Genomic DNA, 20326 nt, shown 5'->3' on the forward strand with positions numbered 1-20326 from the left:
AAAATATATGTTGTCGATAATAGATAAATACATTTTAAAAAGATATCTGGGAACTTTCTCTGTGATGTTGCTTTTGTTTGCGCCAATCGGAATTGTGATTGACGTTTCTGAAAAGGTAAATAAAATGCTGGAAAACAAGATTCCGTTTGGAGATATTGCGTTCTATTATTACAACTTTACGATTTATTTTATTAATTCGCTTTTTCCGATATTTTTATTTTTATCGGTAATTTGGTTTACTTCAAAATTGGCTAATAACACAGAGATTATCGCCATTTTAAGTTCAGGAATCTCATATACTCGTTTCTTACGCCCTTATATTATTGGTGCTACAATTGTTTCACTTTTTGTTTTGTTGATGGGGTTTTTTATTGTCCCTGCGGCAAGTGAAGGTTATAATAATTTTAGATATACTTATTTAAAAGGAAATGGTAAGGAGCTCATGAGGGGCGAAAATACCAATGTTTATAGACAGATTAACGATCATGATTTTATTTTTGTAAATAGTTTTAACGAAGAATCAAAAACAGCTTTTAATTTTTCATTAGAACATTTTGAAAAAGAAAAATTAACCTATAAAATTACAGCCAGTCGTATTAAATGGGATCCGAAGAAAAAGGTTTATGTTTTGTACGATTATACCAAAAGAACAGTAGGAGAACTAAATGATGTTATTGAAAAATCTCCCGAAAAAAATGTGGCATTTAAGTTTGAATTGGCCGATTTGACACCAGTGGTTTACATCGCTGAAACTTTGACTTTGGGAAAACTAATTGATTTTATTGAAAAAGAAAGAAAAAGAGGTTCAGGAAATATCAATACTTATTTGGTTGTTCTTTATAAAAAATACAGTGTACCGGTTTCGGCATTTATTTTAACGATTATCGCTGTAGCAGTTTCGTCTATGAAACGACGTGGCGGAATGGGAACAAACTTAGCCATCGGAATTGCTATTGCGTTTTCATTTGTATTCTTTGATAAAATATTCGGTACTCTTGCCGAAAAATCTACATTTTCACCTTTGTTGGCTGTTTGGTTTCCTAATATTGTTTTCGGAATCCTTGCAGTTTATTTACTACGTAATGCGAAACGATAATTTAAAAAGTTATTTAAATCTTCATTTAATTGTTTTTATTTGGGGTTTTACTGCCATTTTAGGCGCTCTGATTACTATTGATGCCGAAAACTTGGTTTGGTACAGAATGCTGATTGCCATGATTTTTCTTGGCGGATTTATTGCTGTTAAAAAACAATCGTTTCAGGTTCCGATTAAAGAGTTTTTTAAATTGATTTTTGTTGGTTTGTTGATTGCATTGCACTGGATTTTCTTTTTTAAAGCCATTCATGTTTCCAATGTTTCGATTACACTTTCTATATTCTCTCTGGGTGCTTTTTTTGCTTCTTTATTAGAGCCCTTATTTTATGGAAGAAAAGTGCTTTGGTATGAAGTTTTCTTCGGACTTGTCATTATTGCAGGTTTAGGATTGATTTTACAAGTCGAAATAAAATATCTGACAGGAGTTTATTATGCTCTGGCAGCTATTATTTTAGGGGTTTTATTTACTTTAATGAATGGGAAATTAATCTCAGATCACGAACCTTCTGTAATTACTTTTTATGAATTTGGGGCAGGAGTTTTCTTCATTACGATTTATTTTTTATTTCAAGGAAAATTTACTGCAGATTTCTTTCAAATGTCATTAAATAACTGGATGTTATTGTTGATTTTAGCGTCGGTTTGTACAGCTTATGCGTTTACGGCTTCGGTAAAAGTAATGCAGAAATTAACACCATATACTGTAATGTTAACCACTAATTTAGAGCCGGTTTACGGAATAGTTTTAGCTTATTTTATCTTAGGTGGAAAAGAAAAAATGAGTGTCGAATTTTATATAGGAGCGGTTATAATTATTATCACTGTTATTCTAAATGGTGTTTTCAAGCATTACCAGAACAAGAAAGAAAACTTGTAATAGTTTACTTATTTTTATTTTACATTATTCTATTTTAAGAACAAATAATTTATACCAATGATATAATATTTTTATATTTGCGGTTCGATTTACAAACAAAATTCAAAAATCCATGGAATATTTAGATTTTGAGCTTCCCATTAAAGAACTTGAAGAACAGTTAGAAAAGTGCGTTGTTATTGGGAAAGAATCTAATGTTGATGTAACACCTACTTGTCAGGAAATCAACAAGAAATTAGAGCAAACGAAGAAAGATATCTATAAAAATCTTACCGCTTGGCAGAGAGTGCAATTGTCAAGACATCCAAATAGACCTTATACGTTAGATTATATCAAAGCAATTTGTGGAGATACTTTCTTGGAACTTCATGGAGACAGAGGTTTTAAAGATGATAAAGCGATGGTTGGCGGTCTTGGTAAGATAAACGGACAATCATTTATGATTGTGGGTCAGCAAAAAGGTTTTAATACAAAAACACGTCAGTACCGTAATTTTGGTATGGCTAATCCAGAAGGATACCGTAAAGCTTTGCGTTTGATGAAAATGGCAGAAAAATTCGGAATTCCGGTTTTGACTTTAGTAGATACTCCGGGTGCATATCCAGGACTTGAAGCTGAAGAAAGAGGACAGGGAGAAGCTATTGCAAGAAACATTTTCGAAATGGTTCGTTTACAAGTGCCAATTATCACTATTATTGTGGGTGAAGGTGCTTCTGGAGGTGCTTTAGGAATTGGTGTTGGAGACAAAGTATACATGTTGGAAAATACATGGTATTCTGTAATTTCTCCAGAATCTTGCTCTTCTATTTTATGGAAAAGCTGGGAGTATAAAGAACGTGCAGCAGAAGCTTTAAAATTGACTTCTTCTGATATGAAAAAACAAAAATTAGTTGATGATGTTATTCCTGAACCACTAGGTGGAGCGCATTATGACAGAGAAACTACTTTTAAAACAGTAGCAGAATACATCACTAAAGGATATAATGAATTAAAAGACTTATCAACAGCCGACTTAATTGCCCAAAGAATGGACAAATACAGTAATATGGGCGAGTATAAGGAATAAAATTCATAAAAAACAACTTACAATCCGAAGCCTTATCGTTTCGGATTTTTTTTTGGTTATCAACAAAATTATACTATTTATAAACAATTATTAGTTATAACTAGATAGCAGATTTTTTTTAAATTTTGCTACTTTCGCTTTATGGAAAATTTCAAAAACTTTAGCCCTGTAAAGGTCGACAAAACCACTATTATCAATCTAGAAAAAGGTAAGCTCCCTCCACAAGTAATTGACTTGGAAGAGGCGGTTCTTGGTGCAATGATGATAGATAAAAAAGGGGTAGATGATGTAATTGATATTTTGCAGCCTGATGCTTTTTACAAAGATGCACACAAACATATTTTTGAAGCGATTCTACAGCTGTTTACCGAAACACAGCCAATTGATATCTTAACAGTTTCAACTCAGCTAAAGAAAAATGGAAAGTTGGATTTGGCTGGTGGAGATTTTTATTTAATTCAGCTTACACAAAAAATTGCATCTTCTGCTCACATCGAATTCCACTCCCGTATCATTCTTCAAAAATTCATTCAAAGAAGTTTGATTCGTATTTCTTCTGAAATTATTGAGGAATCTTATGATGAAACTACGGACGTATTCGATTTGCTAGATAAAGCAGAATCTAAATTATACGAGGTAACGCAAGGAAATATCAAACGTAGTTCTGAAACTGCTCAGAGTTTAGTTTTACAAGCAAAGAAACGTATTGAGGAAATTGCCGGTAAAGAAGGTTTGAGTGGTGTTGCTACAGGATTTGAGAAACTGGATGAAGTAACTTCAGGATGGCAGCCTTCGGATTTGATTATTATTGCTGCTCGTCCCGGTATGGGTAAAACGGCTTTTGTCCTTTCGATGGCAAGAAATGTAAGTATTCAGTTCGGACATGCAGTAGCGATTTTCTCTCTAGAGATGGCGTCGGTACAGTTGATTACAAGGCTTATTTCTTCTGAAACCGGATTGTCTTCAGAGAAATTAAGAACTGGTAAATTAGAAAAACACGAATGGGAGCAATTAAGTACAAAAGTTAAAAACTTAGAAAAAGCACCATTGTTTATTGATGATACGCCTTCACTTTCTATCTTCGACTTACGTGCAAAATGTCGTCGTTTGGCATCGCAACACGGAATTAAATTGATTATTATCGACTACTTGCAGCTGATGACAGCGGGAGGAAGCGGAAAAGGAGGAGGAAACCGTGAGCAAGAGATCTCGACAATTTCTCGAAACTTGAAAGCTTTGGCAAAAGAGTTGAACGTTCCGGTAATTGCACTTTCTCAGTTATCTCGTGCCGTTGAGACTCGTGGATCTAGTAAACGTCCACTTCTTTCGGATCTTCGTGAATCTGGAGCGATTGAGCAGGATGCCGATATTGTATCGTTTATTTATCGTCCTGAATATTATAAAATTGAAGAATGGGATGATGACGAAGCTTCTTCTACACAAGGTCAAGCCGAGTTTATTATTGCAAAACACCGTAATGGTGGTTTGGAGAATATTCGTCTGAAATTCTTAGGACATCTCGGTAAATTTGATAACCTTGAAGATTTTACAGGTGGTTATGACGACTTGCCTTCAAAAATGAATCATGATGATAATCCTTTCATAACAAAAAATTTACCTTCAGCTAACGAGGCTTTTGGAAGCAATTTGAACGATGATGATGATGACAGTGATGTACCATTTTAATAAAATATAAAAGCCTTATTTTTAAGGCTTTTTTTTTGGTTTGAAAGTTAATTCTTTAATAAAAATGACTAGTTTAGCGTAACCAAATTTGAACGAACGTATTTTTTTAAATTATTAACCAATAACAAATTAAATTATGAGTCAAGAATTAGATTTAGGAAGTGTTGTAATTCCTTTAACGGAAGGTATTCAATGGGCAGACCAATACCGTAAAGACGGAGCAACAGAAGAAGGAAGAAAAAAGCATGTTGACGGTTACTTAATTCCTTTGCAAACGTTAAAGTTAGTTATGGATCAGGATATTCAGGCTGTTCGTGCTTACAAAGGAATCAACAAAGCTGGAGAACAAACTTTAATACTTGTTGGAGCAAAATGGGATGCTAAAAAAGGAATCTATGTTGATGTTTTCAAAGAAGAAAAAGGTGAAGGTGTTGAAGGTGGTATTCCGTTAGTTTATGATGGTGCTCGTCCAGTTCCACCTTATGGAGATCCTGAGAGCCCTCTAAATCCATAAAAATGGCCGATATTTTTATATATCTCGGTTATTTCGTTTTAACGATTGACCTGATTTTATATACATATAGCTTTTTCCGAAAGGAAGAAGCTAATGTTTTTTTTGTAAGTTATCTGGCTTTTTGTTTTATCATGCAGTTTTCAATGGAAGCGATGTATCATTTTCATCTGAATAATTTATTTCTGGTAAATATCTTCATTATTGGTCAAATGATATTTTTAGGGTTGTTTTATAATTCTATATTCAATGTAAAAAGCCAAAAAAGGTTTGTTTTAATAAGTGTTGGTGCTGCATTGCTAATACTTGCGATACAATTTGCGACAGATTGGGGTCAGTTTCTACGTTTTAATTTATTTGAAATAACATTGGCTTCTTTGTTAGTTGTGATTTTTGCATTAATTCACTTTTACAATATGCTTACAGAAAGTAAAAAATATTACTACATCAGTATTGGTGTTATGTTTTATTTGCTTACCAGTACCGTTTTGTTTTTGATTGGAAACTTAACTCATAATTTAAGTAAAGAATTTAAATTTTTGAGCTGGCAGTTAAATTCCGTGTTATTGGTTATGTATTATGGGTTCATATTGTTTGATTGGAAAAAGAATTTTTCAAAAAAATCCGTTAATTAGCATTATTTTATAAAATATGAATGTTCATGCACTGCCAGAAAAAGAAATCGTTGCAATCATTTTGTATACGTCACTTTTCTTAATGATCTTATCGGTAGTTTTAATTGTATTCTTTTATTTTTCAAGAAAAAAAATTATCCAGAAAGAGCTGGAAAAAAAAGATTTAGTATTGCAATATCAAAAAGAACAATTGCATGCAATTATTTTTACTCAGGAAGAGGAACGCAAAAGAATTGCGCAAGACCTTCATGATGATATTAGTTCAAAGCTAAATATTGTTTCGTTAAACAGTCATTTGCTTACAGCGCCAAATCTTACAGAGGCCGAAACAGCAGAAATTACAGAGAATATAATCAACTTAACAACCAAGGCGTTAGATAATTCGAGAAAAATTGCCCATAATTTATTACCTCCTGTTTTTGAAAAATTTGGATTGAATGCTGGTATAGAAGAACTATGCGAAGAGTTTGAAACCAGTAAATCGGTTAAAACGCATTATAAAAATGAAATCGATTTTGATGACAAGGATATCGATAAGCATTTGCATGTTTTCAGAATTTTGCAAGAGTTGATGAACAATTCACTCAGACACGGAAAAGCTACAGAATTATGGATTTCTTTTACAAATAAAGACGGAGTAAATAATTGTGATTACGAAGATAACGGAATTGGTTTTGATAGCTCTAATGCTGAAAATCAGAAAGGACTTGGGATGAAAAATATTGACAGCCGTATATCGTTTTTGGAAGGTACAATAAAAATTAACTCCGAAATCAACAACGGAATAACTGTGAATTTTACGTTTTAAATGAAATAAAAGATTTTAACAAGTGTTTAGTCAATAAAATCAAGTAATTAGATGTTTTGTAAATCATAATTTCGTAAATTCGGCAGACCAAAACAAACGACCAAAATCAAATAAGATGAATGCCGATATTAAAATTGCTCTAGTCGATGATGAAATTTTATTTCGAAAAGGAATTTCTTTTTTATTGCAAAGAGAAGAGAATATAGATGTTCTTTTTGAATCTTCAAATGGAGAAGAATTAATCTCTCAACTTGAAAAAAACGAAATTAAACCCGATATAATTATAATGGATTTGAAGATGCCGGTTTTAAACGGTGTTGAAGCCACAAAAATTATTAGAAAATCGTTTCCTGATATTAAGATTATTGCATTGACAAGTTATGATACTAAATCATTCATAGCCAATATGATTCAGGTTGGTGCCGTGGCTTATTTGATAAAAAATACTACTCCAAAAGATTTAATTCTCACTATAAGTGAAGTAGCTTCTAAAGGTTTTTATTACAATGAAAATGTTCTGAAAACAATTCAGGAAACTATAGTTTCTCCGAAAAATTCTAAGGGTGGTCTGGAAACTAATTTCCTTTCACCTCGAGAAATTGAAATTCTTCAGTTGATCTGCCAGCAGAAAACTACAGCCGAAATTGCAGAACTCCTTTTTTTAAGTCCAAGGACTATTGAAGGGCACAGAAATAATTTACTGCTTAAAACAGAATCGCGAAATATAGCAGGTTTGGTTGTCTATGCCATTCAAAATGACTTAGCTGTTTTGACTATTTAAAAAATTTAAGCCGTCAAAAACTGAATTGACAATACATAATATACTATGATTGTTAAAACTAAAACGCCTATTCCTATTTTCTGAATTACATTCATACCCTTTTCTTGATTATTACTATCATTAAACTTCATGGTGGTTTGTTTTTTTACATTGATTAGTTTGATGACCTGGGATAACAAATGTAGATAGATTATTTATGTGAACTATAGGTGTTTTTACCTGTTTTTTGAGGTATTGTAAATCAGGTATTTACCCCTGTTTTTATATTTAACATTCTATTAAGTCATAAAAGATTCCTACGATTCTTTTTTCTGATAGTTCCTTTATATCTTTACTAAAATAATTTTCGGATGAATAAGAGTTTATTCTACATTTTTATACTTTTAATTACATTTAATGCTCGTGCGTCGTTTATTTTACTTCCGATGGACGAATCAACACAGCAAAATCACTTAAAAGCTTACGGTATAACCTACTGGTGTCTTAGTCGCGATTATAAAGCAAGCTGGCTTTTAAATTACCGAGGAGGCTCTTTTCTTCTTCCTGATGTTGAAGAAATTAGAAAAGAATGTAAAATTCGCGGGGTTAGTTTTGAAGTTATTTCAGATAGTGAAGAAGCTTCAATCTTAAATGAAATTTCGAGCCCCTCTCAAAATATGGAATCGGTAATTCTGGAAAAGGCACCAAAAATTGCAGTTTATACTCCAAAAGGAAAACAACCTTGGGATGATGCCGTTACTTTGGTTTTAACTTATGCCGAAATTCCATTTACACCTATATATGATGAAGAAGTTTTAAGTGATCAATTGTTAATGTATGATTGGCTGCATCTGCATCATGAAGATTTTACCGGACAATACGGTAAATTTTATGCAGCTTACAAAAATACACCTTGGTATATAGATCAGAAAAGAGATGCTGAAGCGCTGGCTTCTAAATTAGGATATGAAAAAGTTTCTCAGGAAAAAGGGGCTGTTGCAAAAAAAATCAGAGACTTTGTTATTGGGGGAGGATTCATGTTTGCCATGTGTTCTGCAACAGATAGTTTTGATATTGCGCTTGCTGCAGATGGAGTAGATATTTGTGAAACTATGTTTGATGGAGATCCAAGTGAATCTAATTATCAGTCAAAGCTGAATTATAATAACTCTTTTGCCTTCAAAAATTTTACTTTAGAAAGAAGACCTGAAGTTTATGAATTTTCAGATATCGATATGACGACAAAAAGACGTATCGTAATGGAAAAAGATTATTTTACTTTAATGGAGTTTTCGGCAAAATGGGATCCAATTCCAAGTATGCTATGTCAAAATCATACACAATTGGTAAAAGGTTTTATGGGACAAACTACTTCGTTTGATAGCTCTTTAATAAAATCGAATGTTCTAATTATGGGAACTTGTGAGTTGAATGGCGAATCCAGATATATTCATGGAGAGAAAGGCAAAGGAATGTTTACTTTTTTTGGAGGACATGATCCTGAAGATTTTCAGCATCAGGTTGGTGATCCACCTACTGTTTTAGATTTACATCCAAATTCTCCTGGTTATAGATTAATCTTGAATAATGTTTTGTTTCCTGCTGCAAGAAAAAAGAAACTTAAAACGTAATTAGTTTAGAGAAAATTCGAACCAAATCGGAATATGATCGGATATTTTTCGGGCTTCTTGAAGCGATTCAAAATCTTCGTAAAAATGAATTACACCCGAATGGATTATTTTTAAACGGGAAGTATTGTAAAATATATTGTCAAACTCAGAAGCCAGACAGATATTGTTTTTACATTTTTGTTTCAAAGTAGTTTTTTGATTTTTTAAAACAGATGAATATCCCATTTTTTTTAAAGGATTAAAAACAGAATGTGTTTCAGGACAGTTAAAATCTCCTAAAAAAACTAAATTCAAATTCGGATATTGTGAGGGTAAAAACTTAAAATATTTGATTTCAGTTTCAGGTTGTTTTTTTTTGGTAATAGCGTGAAAATTGACAAGTGTAATGGTTTTTTTGTCTATTTGAAACGTTGCAAAGTAGGGTTCCCGATCAATTTCTAGGTTGTACTTTTTCTCCAGCCAAGGATCGCTTTTTAATTTTGCTTTGGCAGTTTTCCAGATAAAAGCATATCGCTCTGTTTTATAACTGCTGCTGGTAGTTGGATCACTAATTGCGTATTCCCACTTAAATCCTTTTTGATTTAGTAGTTGAGCAAGTTTAGCTATAGTTTGTGCGCCTCCGTAACCGGCAACAACTTCCTGAACAGCAACGATATCATACGCCGAAATTTTTTTGGCTATATAATTTAACTCTGCTGCCGATTTTGATTTACCAAAGTTTTCTAAATTCCAGGATAGAACTTTGGTTTGTGAAAAGGATAAAAATGTAATTAATAAAAGGAAAAGGCTGAGAACTTTCTTCATGCAAAATTTAAAATAATATCAAATATAGGCATTTTCTGTCCTTGTAAAATCAGTTCTTTTGCTAGAATTAATTAATGTTTTTTATATCTGTTTTTTAAAGCTGTTCCAATTATTATAATCTGTAAAACTAATAATGCCGGAATAAAAATCAATTTCCAGTCAATTTCCAGCCAACCGGTTTTCTCAGAAATAAACGCAAAAGTTATTGATAAAAATAAACAAAGAAACATTGTTTTCATGATGATTTTGTTTTGAGTTGTATTAATTTTTGACAATAAAATTGCCGTTATGTTTTTTGGTCTCATTAGTAGGTTTGATAACAAATTTAAAATTATCTAGGGAGCAAATCCTTACGTTATTCCGTAAAGATGTTTCATTATACCAATCCAAAATCTTTTGCAATAGCAATCAAATGGACATTATTATTGGCTTTAAAATAAATTTTTAGCTTATTAATTCTTTTTTCGATGCTGCTTGTTCCATTGGGTGTAATAGACAAATCTTTAAATTCTTTCGAAATACTTTCTAAAATGTAGCCTTTTGATAAAAGTTTTAAAATTGAAATGTCATAAGATTCTATTTCAATCAGGGATTTGTCATTAAATGAAAATGATAAATCAGAAGAAAGTATTTTTTCTTCATTGTTATAACTAGATACAATAGCATTTTTTAACTCTGCTATACTATTTCTTCCCTTTGATACATAAGCGTTGATCCCTAATTCATTAAAGAGAGATTTAATTCGGTAACTTTTGTCTTCGATAGAAAAAACGATCTTTTTTAATTTAGGATCCACCTTGTTAACAGCTTCAATAAGTTCATCTCCACTTGTTAAAGTTGCTTTTCTATGATCTAATTTAAATGATAAATCGGTAATTAATAAATCGTAAGGTTCATTTTCAAGTGAAGCTTTTTTTATTTTGAGCAAACCTTCATCGCAATATTTTACATGATGAATAGTTGGAATTTCCAATTCTTCAAGTACTTGAACTACAGCGATACTAATGCTGTCTAAATCTTCGGCAACTAAAACTTTTTTAAACATATTGTCGTTTTATATAGGGAATGTGAAACTTATTTTAAAACCATTTTCAGAATGTTCATCAAAATTAAGCGTTCCTTTTATTGTTTTAATACGGTTTTCCACATTTTGTAGTCTTTTTTTTAAATTAATGTATTTATCTTCCATTTCTCTACTATTGTCAGCATATGTTATGGTAATATTTTTTTTGTCTTTCTTGAAAGTTAAGCTTGCTAAAGAAGGATTATTTATATTTTTTAAAGAATCAAAAATTTCCTGAAGAACCCTGTAAACAGTAATTTTTTTAATGCGATCAATTTTTGACCATGAAAAAGAATTCAAACCATTTATGATAATGTTTAAATTGGCTGTTGTGTAACCGGAAATCATTTCTTTTAAACCACTCGAATAATTATCATCAGTAAGTATGGCGCTATTTTCTCTAGAAATACTTCTTGTTTTTGAATAAATATTATTAAGGCTGTAAAGAAATTTATCTTTGTTTTCTATATTTTCTAATTCATTGTTTTCTGCAAACGACAGGATTTCGTAGATTTCTTTTGTTAGTTCGTTATGAAGTTTATCTGAAATACGCATTTCGCTTTTAAAAACAGCATCATTTTTTTCTTTTCTTCCTTTATGAGTTATATAATAAGCAAGAAAAAGTAAAACAAGAACACTGATAAAAATAATAACGTAAGAAATAAAACTTGTATTTTTTTGCCTTTGAAGATTTAGTTCGTTTTTTGCTTGTTGGTATTTTAGTTCTATATTTTCTTCCTTATCTTTTTTCGAATTGTATATAATGTCGGCAAATTGATTTTTTGCCTTTTTTGTGCTTATACTAAGACTATCGGTCATTTGACTATAAATCTTCCAGTATTTTTTTGAATTTTGAGCATTTTCGGCGCCAATTAAGCAGGCTAACATTTGAACTTGATAAGTAACCGATTTTGTTTTTTTTGCGCAATTATATGCTTTTTCGATATTTATTTTTGTTAATTCCGGATTATCATATTTTAAATAATATAAATAAAAAGAGTAATAGTTGGCAATTAATTCATAATCATCATTTAATGGAATTGTTATTTCCATGCTTTTATTAAAAGCCTTGTATGCTTGTTCTTTATGATTTTCAAGTCCTAAATAAGCAAGACCAAGATTATAGAATAAAGCAGATTGTTGCATATCTGTATTTGAAGGGGTAATTTTATCTTCAATTCTATATTTGGATATTGGTTCTAAAATATCTACGGCTTCTTGAAATCTTTTTTGGGTTATATATACAAATGCGATTTCAGACAATATCCGTGATTTTCTAAAGGTAGATATTGCCTTTTTTAATGCTTTTTTATGATAATGTAATGCGCTTTCATAATCATAAGTATTATAATAATTGTACGCCATAAACGTATAAGTATTTACAGGATACTTTACATTGGTTGTGTGGTCTAAATAAGGGAATGTCTTTGTAAGGATGGTTTCTGTTTCATAAAAATCACCGTTTCGTTGCAGTATTTCTGCAATATTGTTCAATATGCCAACATAATCATCTGCATATTCTGTTTTGGGATTGCATAGGAGTTGTGCTTTATTGAAATAATAAATAGCACTGTCGTTTTTTCCCAAATCCCAAAAAGAATCTGCTTTATCTCTCATCTTTTTTATAGCAGCAGATTTATCTGTTTTGATGTGATTTATTCGATTTTTTTTTGTTTCGGAAAATTGGAAATAAAAAAAAGCGGCTAAAATTAAAATAAAAATTAGCAAGCAAACAACAATGTATTTTTTTTGAATAGAGTAAAAAATATCTTTAATCATTATAATGGAAATTTGATTAAAAATTTAAACCCTTTACCATATTCTGATTGAATTTTGATCTCGCCTTTTATGGCATGAATTCTATTCTCAATATTATGTAAACCATTTTTCAATACCATTTTTTGGGTGTCAATTCCTTTTCCGTTATCGTTGTAATTGATTGTTATAGTATTGGATATCTCTTTAAAAGTTATTCCAACCAAACTTGCCTCACTATGCTTTTTCATATTTACAAGTAATTCCTGTATCGAACGGTAGACCGCTATTTTTTTAATTTTATCAATGTTATCCCAGGAAATAGTATCTAGGCCGTTTATCAAAAGATTTACATCAGGAGTATTAAATCCGGAAATCATTTGTTTTATTGATGCGATATAATTTTGATTGCTTAAAAGTGGAGTGTTTTCTTTTGAAATATTTGTTGATCGTGAATAGATATCATCTAGTTTTTTTAGTATATCATTTCTATTATCCTCAGAAGAAAGATTTTTGTTTTCAGCAAATGCCATTGCATGGTAAATATCATTGGCTAATTCGTCGTGCAGTTTTTTCGAAATTCTGGTTTCACTTTGATAAGTTGCTTCAATTTTTTGACGATTAGCTCTTACAGTTAAAAATATATACACAAAAACAATTAGGCATGATGCTAATACGATTATCATATAAGATATAATATTTCTATTTTCTTGTTTTGCTAATTGAAGTTCATTTTTGATTTTTTGAGCCTTTAATTTTAAGTTCTCTTCTTTTTCTTTTTTAGAATCGTATTTGATTTTTGCAAATTGATTTTTAGCTCTTTGTCTATCAACGAAACTTTTTTCTCTAAGTTCTGTATAGATAATTGCATTTTTTTGAGATTCAATGGCAGAACTATTTTCTATAATGAATTTTAAGACAAGTAAACAATCATTGCTGTTTTTAGATAAAGTGAAGTTTTTGTAACTTAATTTAGCATACTTCATTGCCAAATCGGCTTTGGTATTTTGATAATATTCCGCAAGATTATAATAGGTTCTGCCTAAACCATCACTGTCATTTACCTTAGATTTTATTTTGAGACTCGTTTCAAAAAAAGATAAAGCTCTTGGATCCTTAAGTTTATAATAGCAATAACCTATATAGTCTAATATTTTAGAATAGCTTTCGGGACTTTTTTGGACAATTTGCTCATTACTTATCGATAAAAAAATAGGAAGCGCTTTGTCAAATTTTTGTTGCTTTAAGTAGATGACGGCAATGTTATTTTTTGCTTCAAGCTTATTGATTCTATTAGTCTTTAGGCGAAATGCTTTAGAGTAGTAGTAAATAGCTGTCGGATAATCATAAGTGTAGTAATAATTTCTTCCTAGTACACTATAGATATTCCATACAGAATCTGAATTTTTGAGATGACTTAAAAGCGGAAGGGTTTCACTTGCCGTTTTGATACTTCCTGCAAAATCTTCATGGTCTTGCTGGATTTCGGCCATATAGTACATGCAGTAAACATAATATTTAGCATCTTCTTTAAGGTTGCAATTTGCTTTTGCTTTATTGTAGTAAAAAAAAGCGCTGTCGCTAGAATCAGTTTTTTTGTGAAATTGATCTGCTCTACTAATTAATTTTTGAATTTCAACTTGGTTATTTGTTTTTTTTGAAGAATCAATATTGTGTTTCTGACAAGAAAAAAGTGTTAATAATAAAGTTATTAAAGAAGTAAATATTTGTATTCTTTTTGGTATCATGCGCCAAAAATAAATAATTCTAGAAATCACGAAAGAGTATAAATACGGTATTTTAAAATATTTTCAAATTCTGTTTTTTTTGATTCTGATTTCTAATTAAATACAAAAAGCCCTTTATTCATAAGGGCTTTTGTCTGGTAAGAGCTTGTAAATATTCTCTTTATAAATTATACAGCACGCAATCCGGTTGTAATTGCTAATCGATTCCAAGAGTTAATCGTGATGATCGCTAAAATGATTTCTGCAAGGTATTTTTCATCAAAAAATTGCGCAGCATTTTGATAAACTTCATCAGAAACATGATTGCTTATTAAAGTCACTTGTTCTGTTAGAGCTAAGATTGCTTTTTCTTCTTCAGTATAAACATCAGCTTCGCGCCAAGCACTGATTAAATAAATTCTTTGTTCAGAAATACCATGTTTTCTAGCATCTGCTGTGTGCATGTTGATACAGTAAGCACAACCGTTAATTTGAGAAGCACGAATTTTGATTAGTTCTTTATGAACGGGAGTTAATGCAGTTGAAGAAATATATTTTTCTAAATTCAATAAAGCATTATAAGCTTCTGGAGCAACATTCGGGATAAGAATTCTTGATTTCATTTTTATATGTTTTAAAAGTTCATTACAAAGGTCAGTAATGTATGCTCTCAAAAACTTGAACTACTTCAAGAAATACAAATTAGACCTTTCCAGCTCTAATTTTACTCATAAATTCAGCAGAAAAATCTAAATAGGAGGCAAGCATGTATTGTGGAACGCGTTGTACAAAGTCTGGTTGCTGATTATTGAAGTGATGATATCTTTCTTCCGCCGACATTGTAAATAGAAATTTAATACGCATTTGTGCAGCGCCAAAAGCTTTTTGTGCTACAATCCTAAAGTACTTTTCTAGTTTAGGGATTTCATCAAGCAATGATTCTAAAACAGATTTTTCCAGAGCAATAACTTCTGTAGTTTCTACTGCCTGAATGTAGAAATGAGAAGGTGTCTGATTGTGGTAGCTCAAGTAATCTGTAATCCACCAATTCTCTACACCAAATTGTAATGTTTGTTCTGTTCCTTTCGGATTAATAATATATTGTCGCATGCAACCTTTTACAACAAAATACATCGTATTGCAAATTTGTCCTTCTTGCAACACATGATCTTTTCTTTTAATTGTAGAAATGCTTAATCTTGATTCAAGAATAGCAACTTCTGAAGAATCAAGGGGAATAAACTTTTTTATATGGCTAACAAGTTCGTTATGCATTATTGAATCTATATAGAGGTTTGATCTGTCTTTTAATTGTGAAAAATAATTTCAAAGTTAGTATTTACTTTTATACCATTGCTTACAGCGGCTTGCCAATTTGCATGTTTAACAAATTCGGTGATTTGATCAATCAAGAAGTTGTTGAACTGTTCGTTCTTTGAGTTTTTAAATTCAATTTTTACACTAATATTAGATGTTGAATTGTCTCTGTTGATTGTAAATTTAGTTTTTGCACGAAAATCTCTTTTTTCATTGCTTTGGATGAAATTTTTGGGGAATACAAAAGAAGAGAAAAAATCTTTTTGAATTTGAATCTTTTGTTCTAAAAAGTCTCCAGCTTTTGGATATATCAGACAGTAATCGTCTACTCCAAAAGGATATTCAAAAGGTGTGTCTATTCTGCTTAGCACATACAAGCTATCAGCCTTTCTTTCAATGTTTTTTATAAAGTTCTTTCCATATTTCAGATTCAATAATTCATTGGATGCTTTGCAGTAACAATTTGTAACTAATGGATATCTATTTTCGTTATCAGAACTCCAGAAGGATGAAAATTCAGGATGATTAGACTGAGAAAAATTAATTCCTTTTTCTTTCAGTAAATTTATTAAATAAGGATGATGTCTATTGTAATTGCTGTCAAGATATCCTTCGGCAATAATGTTGAAAAGAACTTCCTTGTTTTTAAAATCCATTTTAGCTCTTTTAATTTCGGAGAGACAATTTGTATCACGTTTGTCAATTATGCCAATGATTGTCTGTACGGAATTTTTGTCCAGATTTTTCTCTTGGGCTTCTACCAAGAGTATTTGTGTTATAAAAAAAAGAGTAAATAGTTTCTTCATTTCTTACTTGTGTGCTGACATGGAAAAATAATAAAAACAAAAAGCCATTCGAATAAACGAATGGCTTTTTTTATAATAAGTAAGTAATCTTAAATTGAGTTTATAAAACGTTTATTTTACTTTATTAAGAATAGCTTTGAAAGCTTCAGGGTGGTTCATAGCTAAATCTGCAAGAACTTTACGGTTCAATTCGATTCCGTTAGCTTTAACTTTCCCCATGAATTGAGAATAAGACATTCCTTCTAATCTAGCTCCAGCGTTGATACGTTGAATCCATAATGAACGGAAATTTCTTTTGTTTTGTTTTCTATCGCGGTAAGCGTAGCACATTGCTTTCTCTACTGCATTCTTAGCAACTGTCCAAACGTTTTTACGTCTTCCAAAGAAACCTTTGGCTTGCTTCATTATTTTTTTTCTTCTTGCTCTTTTAGCAACTGAATTTACCGATCTTGGCATAATTTTAATGTGTTTTTGTAGCAGGCGTCCTGAATTGAATCAAAGGAACTTAAGGCCATACTCCAAGGTTATATAAATAATTTTTTAACCTAAAGAATTATTAGATAATTCTTAATTGTTGTTTAATGCTTTTCATATCTGTTTGGTGAACTAGCGCTGAGTGTGTCAAAGCTAATTTACGTTTTTTAGATTTTTTAGTCAAGATGTGACTTTTAAAAGCATGCTTTCTTTTAATTTTTCCAGAGCCAGTAACTTTAAAACGTTTCTTAGCGCTAGATTTTGTTTTCATTTTAGGCATTTTTCCTAGTGTTTTAATTTATTCTTACTTACTTATATTTTTGTTTCAATTTTACAGTTTCAGATTCAAAACTGAATACTGAAACTGCAAACTGAGACTATTTTTTCTTTTTAGGAGCAATGAACATGATCATTCTCTTTCCTTCCAAAACAGGCATAGCTTCAACTTTACCGTGTTCTTCTAAATCCTGAGCAAGACGCAATAATAGAATCTGACCTTGATCTTTATAAATGATAGAACGTCCTTTAAAGAAAACGAAAGCTTTTAATTTAGCTCCTTCTTTTAAGAATTTTTCAGCGTTCTTTCTTTTAAATTCATAATCATGCTCGTCAGTTTGAGGCCCAAATCGAATTTCTTTTACAACAACCTGAGAAGATTTAGCCTTTAATGCCTTGTCTCTTTTCTTTTGTTCGTAAACAAATTTCTTGTAATCCATAATTTTACAAACTGGCGGCTCGGCATTTGGTGAAATTTCAACCAAATCCAATTCAAATTGATCTGCCAATCGTAAAGCGTCAGCAAGTTTAAAAACACCTGGTTCGATGTTTTCACCTACTAGTCGTACTTCTTGTACACCACGAATATTGTTATTTATCCTGTGTGCGTCTTTTTTTTCTACTCGAGGTTGAAAACCTCTGTTGCTTCTTATTGCTATGACTTTCTAATTTAAGTTAAACTGTAAATACTTTTAATGTCTTTTTTATTTCTTCGTTTACAATCGAAGCAAATTCTTCAATAGAAACGGTAATATTACCTTTTCCTTCTTGTCCGTGACGACGAATAGAAATTGTACCGTTTTTCTCTTCTTCTTCACCTACAATCAGCATAAATGGGATTTTCTGCATTTCTGCATCTCTAATTTTCTTGCCAATTGTCTCGTTTCGATTGTCAATTAGGGCGCGAATTTCGTGATTTTCTAGCAAATCTAAAACTTTTTTAGCATAATTTTCGTATTTCTCGCTCAAAGACAAGATTATAGCCTGCTCTGGCATTAGCCAAAGTGGGAAATTTCCTGCTGTGTGTTCAAGCAAAATTGCTATAAAACGTTCCATAGATCCGAAAGGAGCTCTGTGAATCATAACAGGACGATGTAATTCATTATCAGCACCTTTGTAAGTCAAATCAAAACGCTCAGGTAAGTTGTAATCTACCTGAATTGTTCCTAATTGCCATTGTCTTCCGAGAGCATCTTTTACCATGAAATCTAGTTTTGGACCGTAAAAGGCTGCTTCACCGTATTCAACCACAGTATTAAGACCTTTGTCTTTTGCAGCGTTGATAATAGCGTTTTCTGCTTTCTCCCAGTTTTCATCAGTTCCAATATATTTTTCTCTGTCTTCCTGATCTCTCAATGAAATCTGAGCAGTAAAGTTTTCAAAACCTAATGAACCAAATACATATAATACAAGGTCAATTACTTTTTTGAACTCTTCGTCCAATTGCTCTGGAGTACAGAAAATGTGCGCATCATCCTGAGTAAAACCTCTAACACGAGTCAAGCCGTGTAATTCTCCAGACTGCTCATATCTGTAAACAGTCCCAAATTCAGCATAACGTTTTGGTAAATCTTTGTATGACCAAGGTCTTACATTATAGATTTCACAGTGATGAGGGCAGTTCATTGGTTTCAATAAAAACTCTTCACCTTCTGCTGGGGTATGAATTGGTTGGAAACTATCTGCACCATATTTAGCATAATGACCCGAAGTTACATATAGTTCTTTCTGACCAATATGAGGAGAAACAACTTGCTCGTAACCAGCTTTCTTTTGAGCTCTTTTCAAAAATTGCTCTAAACGTTCTCTAAGCGCAGCTCCTTTTGGTAACCACAAAGGCAAACCTTGACCTACTTTTTGAGAGAAAGCGAACAATTCAAGTTCTTTTCCTAATTTACGGTGATCACGACGTTTTGCTTCTTCAAGAAGTTCAAGATATTCTGTTAAGTCTTTTTGTTTAGGGAAAGAAGTTCCGTAAACGCGAGTCAGCTGTTTGTTCTTTTCGTCACCTCTCCAATAAGCACCAGCAACACTCATGATTTTCACTGCTTTGATAATTCCAGTATTCGGAATATGTCCACCACGGCATAAATCAGTAAAAGTAGCGTGATCACAGAAAGTAATAGTTCCGTCTTCAAGATTTGAAATCAATTCAGTTTTGTAAACGTTGTCTTTGTACATCTCTAAGGCTTCTGCTTTAGTTACTGGACGCATTTTGAAATCATATTTCCCTCTTGAAATCTCAAGAATACGATCTTCGATCTTTTTGAAATCAGCTTCAGATATTTTTTGATCTTCAAAATCTACATCATAATAGAAACCATTGGCAATTGCAGGTCCAAGAGTTAATTTAATTCCAGGATACAATTCCTCAAGAGCTTGAGCCATTACGTGCGAAGTCGAATGCCAAAAAGCTTTTTTACCTTCCGCATCATTCCAAGTATATAATATAAGATTACCGTCGGTCGTCAATGGAGTTTCGGTTTCAATAGTTGTACCATTAAAAGATGCTGAAATAACGTTTCTAGCAAAACCTTCGCTAATGTTTTTAGCGACCTCCATTGGAGTTACGCCTGAAGCGAACTCTCTAATTGACCCATCGGGTAAAGTGATCTTGATCATTGTTTATAATTTTGTGAATGCAAATATACATGATTACAAAAATACATACAATATATATGTATAAGTTTACTCTATTATATATGTGTATAGTTTTTACTCTATTATATATAGGAGTAATTCTCATTTCCAACCCGACAGTTTACTAAAACCTGTCGGGTTTGTTGTTTGTACATATATAGTATATAGGTATAGTTTGTCAGGCTGAGCGGAGTCGAAGCCCATTGAGAATTTTAATTTGAATAATAATCAGGAGCTTATTCCCGCTATGCGCTCCAATCTTTTTATGGCGAACCCCGCCATAAAAAGGATTTCCGCTCCTATCGGGGCTAGGGGGATGGTTTTCCAGAAGAAGCGGAAGTAAAAAACTCGGCGTCCTGGCGGCTCTGCGGGATTAAAAACGGTGCAAAGTGCA

At 31.8% G+C, this 20326-nt stretch carries 21 protein-coding genes; 9 read left to right on the top strand and 12 right to left on the bottom strand.

The window, feature by feature from the left end; genetic code table 11:
• The first annotated feature begins 7 nt into the window (after positions 1 to 7).
• The 9 genes from K6T82_RS23630 to K6T82_RS23670 all read left to right on the top strand — a co-directional run bounded on the left by K6T82_RS23630 (position 8) and on the right by K6T82_RS23670 (position 9070).
• Positions 8 to 1096 (top strand): LptF/LptG family permease, encoded by a 1089-nt coding sequence (locus K6T82_RS23630; protein ID WP_223711410.1) that lies wholly within the window; start codon positions 8 to 10, stop codon positions 1094 to 1096.
• Positions 1083 to 1973 (top strand): DMT family transporter, encoded by an 891-nt coding sequence (locus K6T82_RS23635; RefSeq protein WP_223711411.1) that lies wholly within the window; start codon positions 1083 to 1085, stop codon positions 1971 to 1973. The genes K6T82_RS23630 and K6T82_RS23635 overlap by 14 nt, the downstream gene beginning before the upstream one ends.
• 112 nt (positions 1974 to 2085) lie before the next feature.
• Positions 2086 to 3039 carry an acetyl-CoA carboxylase carboxyltransferase subunit alpha gene (locus K6T82_RS23640; RefSeq protein ID WP_223711413.1) on the top strand — a complete coding sequence of 318 codons (954 nt, stop codon included), beginning with the start codon at positions 2086 to 2088 and terminating at the stop codon, positions 3037 to 3039.
• 141 nt (positions 3040 to 3180) lie between these two features.
• Entirely contained in the window at positions 3181 to 4725 is a 1545-nt protein-coding gene (dnaB, locus tag K6T82_RS23645) for a replicative DNA helicase (protein WP_223711415.1), read from the top strand.
• 136 nt (positions 4726 to 4861) lie between these two features.
• Positions 4862 to 5239, top strand: coding sequence for a hypothetical protein (locus K6T82_RS23650; RefSeq protein ID WP_223711417.1), 378 nt, complete (start codon positions 4862 to 4864; stop codon positions 5237 to 5239).
• A 2-nt stretch (positions 5240 to 5241) separates the two neighbouring features.
• Complete coding sequence (locus tag K6T82_RS23655) at positions 5242 to 5871, top strand: hypothetical protein (RefSeq protein WP_223711420.1); 630 nt, start codon at positions 5242 to 5244, stop codon at positions 5869 to 5871.
• A gap of 16 nt (positions 5872 to 5887) precedes the next feature.
• Complete coding sequence (locus K6T82_RS23660; protein WP_223711422.1) at positions 5888 to 6679, top strand: sensor histidine kinase; 792 nt, start codon at positions 5888 to 5890, stop codon at positions 6677 to 6679.
• A gap of 115 nt (positions 6680 to 6794) precedes the next feature.
• Complete coding sequence (locus K6T82_RS23665; RefSeq protein WP_223711424.1) at positions 6795 to 7460, top strand: response regulator transcription factor; 666 nt, start codon at positions 6795 to 6797, stop codon at positions 7458 to 7460.
• Between the two features lie 350 nt (positions 7461 to 7810).
• Positions 7811 to 9070 carry an asparagine synthetase B gene (locus K6T82_RS23670; RefSeq protein WP_223711426.1) on the top strand — a complete coding sequence of 420 codons (1260 nt, stop codon included), beginning with the start codon at positions 7811 to 7813 and terminating at the stop codon, positions 9068 to 9070.
• On the opposite strand, the gene K6T82_RS23675 is transcribed toward K6T82_RS23670, so the two are convergent.
• The 12 genes from K6T82_RS23675 to thrS form a co-directional block, all read right to left on the bottom strand.
• The gene (locus tag K6T82_RS23675; RefSeq protein ID WP_223711428.1) at positions 9071 to 9874 is read right to left on the bottom strand and encodes an endonuclease/exonuclease/phosphatase family protein; all 804 of its coding nucleotides are present in this window, start codon (positions 9872 to 9874) and stop codon (positions 9071 to 9073) included. It lies immediately after the preceding gene.
• Between the two features lie 71 nt (positions 9875 to 9945).
• The gene (locus tag K6T82_RS23680; RefSeq protein ID WP_223711430.1) at positions 9946 to 10113 is read right to left on the bottom strand and encodes a hypothetical protein; all 168 of its coding nucleotides are present in this window, start codon (positions 10111 to 10113) and stop codon (positions 9946 to 9948) included.
• A 137-nt stretch (positions 10114 to 10250) separates the two neighbouring features.
• Positions 10251 to 10919, bottom strand: a complete 669-nt coding sequence (locus tag K6T82_RS23685; protein ID WP_223711432.1) for a DNA-binding transcriptional response regulator — start codon at positions 10917 to 10919, stop codon at positions 10251 to 10253.
• Positions 10920 to 10928: 9 nt separating this feature from the next.
• Positions 10929 to 12554 (bottom strand): ATP-binding protein, encoded by a 1626-nt coding sequence (locus tag K6T82_RS23690; RefSeq protein WP_223711434.1) that lies wholly within the window; start codon positions 12552 to 12554, stop codon positions 10929 to 10931.
• Between the two features lie 161 nt (positions 12555 to 12715).
• Positions 12716 to 14440, bottom strand: coding sequence for a tetratricopeptide repeat-containing sensor histidine kinase (locus K6T82_RS23695; RefSeq protein ID WP_223711436.1), 1725 nt, complete (start codon positions 14438 to 14440; stop codon positions 12716 to 12718).
• Between the two features lie 167 nt (positions 14441 to 14607).
• Positions 14608 to 15042, bottom strand: coding sequence for a carboxymuconolactone decarboxylase family protein (locus tag K6T82_RS23700; RefSeq protein WP_223711438.1), 435 nt, complete (start codon positions 15040 to 15042; stop codon positions 14608 to 14610).
• A gap of 79 nt (positions 15043 to 15121) precedes the next feature.
• Positions 15122 to 15694: a Crp/Fnr family transcriptional regulator gene (locus tag K6T82_RS23705; RefSeq protein WP_223711440.1), complete on the bottom strand. Its 573-nt coding sequence runs from the start codon at positions 15692 to 15694 to the stop codon at positions 15122 to 15124.
• Between the two features lie 32 nt (positions 15695 to 15726).
• Complete coding sequence (locus K6T82_RS23710; RefSeq protein ID WP_223711442.1) at positions 15727 to 16392, bottom strand: hypothetical protein; 666 nt, start codon at positions 16390 to 16392, stop codon at positions 15727 to 15729.
• 261 nt (positions 16393 to 16653) lie between these two features.
• Positions 16654 to 16998, bottom strand: a complete 345-nt coding sequence (gene rplT / locus K6T82_RS23715) for a 50S ribosomal protein L20 (RefSeq protein ID WP_035649542.1) — start codon at positions 16996 to 16998, stop codon at positions 16654 to 16656.
• 100 nt (positions 16999 to 17098) lie between these two features.
• Entirely contained in the window at positions 17099 to 17296 is a 198-nt protein-coding gene (rpmI, locus tag K6T82_RS23720; RefSeq protein WP_026727505.1) for a 50S ribosomal protein L35, read from the bottom strand.
• 97 nt (positions 17297 to 17393) lie between these two features.
• Positions 17394 to 17945 carry a translation initiation factor IF-3 gene (gene infC / locus K6T82_RS23725; protein WP_184167516.1) on the bottom strand — a complete coding sequence of 184 codons (552 nt, stop codon included), beginning with the start codon at positions 17943 to 17945 and terminating at the stop codon, positions 17394 to 17396.
• Positions 17946 to 17967: 22 nt separating this feature from the next.
• Positions 17968 to 19914, bottom strand: a complete 1947-nt coding sequence (thrS, locus tag K6T82_RS23730; RefSeq protein WP_223711444.1) for a threonine--tRNA ligase — start codon at positions 19912 to 19914, stop codon at positions 17968 to 17970.
• Positions 19915 to 20326 lie beyond the last annotated feature (412 nt).

This window comes from Flavobacterium potami (genome assembly GCF_020026915.1).
In the GTDB taxonomy this organism is placed as follows: Bacteria; Bacteroidota; Bacteroidia; order Flavobacteriales; family Flavobacteriaceae; genus Flavobacterium; species Flavobacterium potami.

Coding starts and splice junctions, on each gene's coding strand:
- K6T82_RS23630 (WP_223711410.1), top strand. CDS start 8: ATGTTGTCGATAATAGATAAATACATTTTAAAAAGATATCTGGGAACT.
- K6T82_RS23635 (WP_223711411.1), top strand. CDS start 1,083: ATGCGAAACGATAATTTAAAAAGTTATTTAAATCTTCATTTAATTGTT.
- K6T82_RS23640 (WP_223711413.1), top strand. CDS start 2,086: ATGGAATATTTAGATTTTGAGCTTCCCATTAAAGAACTTGAAGAACAG.
- dnaB (WP_223711415.1), top strand. CDS start 3,181: ATGGAAAATTTCAAAAACTTTAGCCCTGTAAAGGTCGACAAAACCACT.
- K6T82_RS23650 (WP_223711417.1), top strand. CDS start 4,862: ATGAGTCAAGAATTAGATTTAGGAAGTGTTGTAATTCCTTTAACGGAA.
- K6T82_RS23655 (WP_223711420.1), top strand. CDS start 5,242: ATGGCCGATATTTTTATATATCTCGGTTATTTCGTTTTAACGATTGAC.
- K6T82_RS23660 (WP_223711422.1), top strand. CDS start 5,888: ATGAATGTTCATGCACTGCCAGAAAAAGAAATCGTTGCAATCATTTTG.
- K6T82_RS23665 (WP_223711424.1), top strand. CDS start 6,795: ATGAATGCCGATATTAAAATTGCTCTAGTCGATGATGAAATTTTATTT.
- K6T82_RS23670 (WP_223711426.1), top strand. CDS start 7,811: ATGAATAAGAGTTTATTCTACATTTTTATACTTTTAATTACATTTAAT.
- K6T82_RS23675 (WP_223711428.1), bottom strand. CDS start 9,874: ATGAAGAAAGTTCTCAGCCTTTTCCTTTTATTAATTACATTTTTATCC.
- K6T82_RS23680 (WP_223711430.1), bottom strand. CDS start 10,113: ATGAAAACAATGTTTCTTTGTTTATTTTTATCAATAACTTTTGCGTTT.
- K6T82_RS23685 (WP_223711432.1), bottom strand. CDS start 10,919: ATGTTTAAAAAAGTTTTAGTTGCCGAAGATTTAGACAGCATTAGTATC.
- K6T82_RS23690 (WP_223711434.1), bottom strand. CDS start 12,554: ATGAGAGATAAAGCAGATTCTTTTTGGGATTTGGGAAAAAACGACAGT.
- K6T82_RS23695 (WP_223711436.1), bottom strand. CDS start 14,440: ATGATACCAAAAAGAATACAAATATTTACTTCTTTAATAACTTTATTA.
- K6T82_RS23700 (WP_223711438.1), bottom strand. CDS start 15,042: ATGAAATCAAGAATTCTTATCCCGAATGTTGCTCCAGAAGCTTATAAT.
- K6T82_RS23705 (WP_223711440.1), bottom strand. CDS start 15,694: ATGCATAACGAACTTGTTAGCCATATAAAAAAGTTTATTCCCCTTGAT.
- K6T82_RS23710 (WP_223711442.1), bottom strand. CDS start 16,392: ATGGATTTTAAAAACAAGGAAGTTCTTTTCAACATTATTGCCGAAGGA.
- rplT (WP_035649542.1), bottom strand. CDS start 16,998: ATGCCAAGATCGGTAAATTCAGTTGCTAAAAGAGCAAGAAGAAAAAAA.
- rpmI (WP_026727505.1), bottom strand. CDS start 17,296: ATGCCTAAAATGAAAACAAAATCTAGCGCTAAGAAACGTTTTAAAGTT.
- thrS (WP_223711444.1), bottom strand. CDS start 19,914: ATGATCAAGATCACTTTACCCGATGGGTCAATTAGAGAGTTCGCTTCA.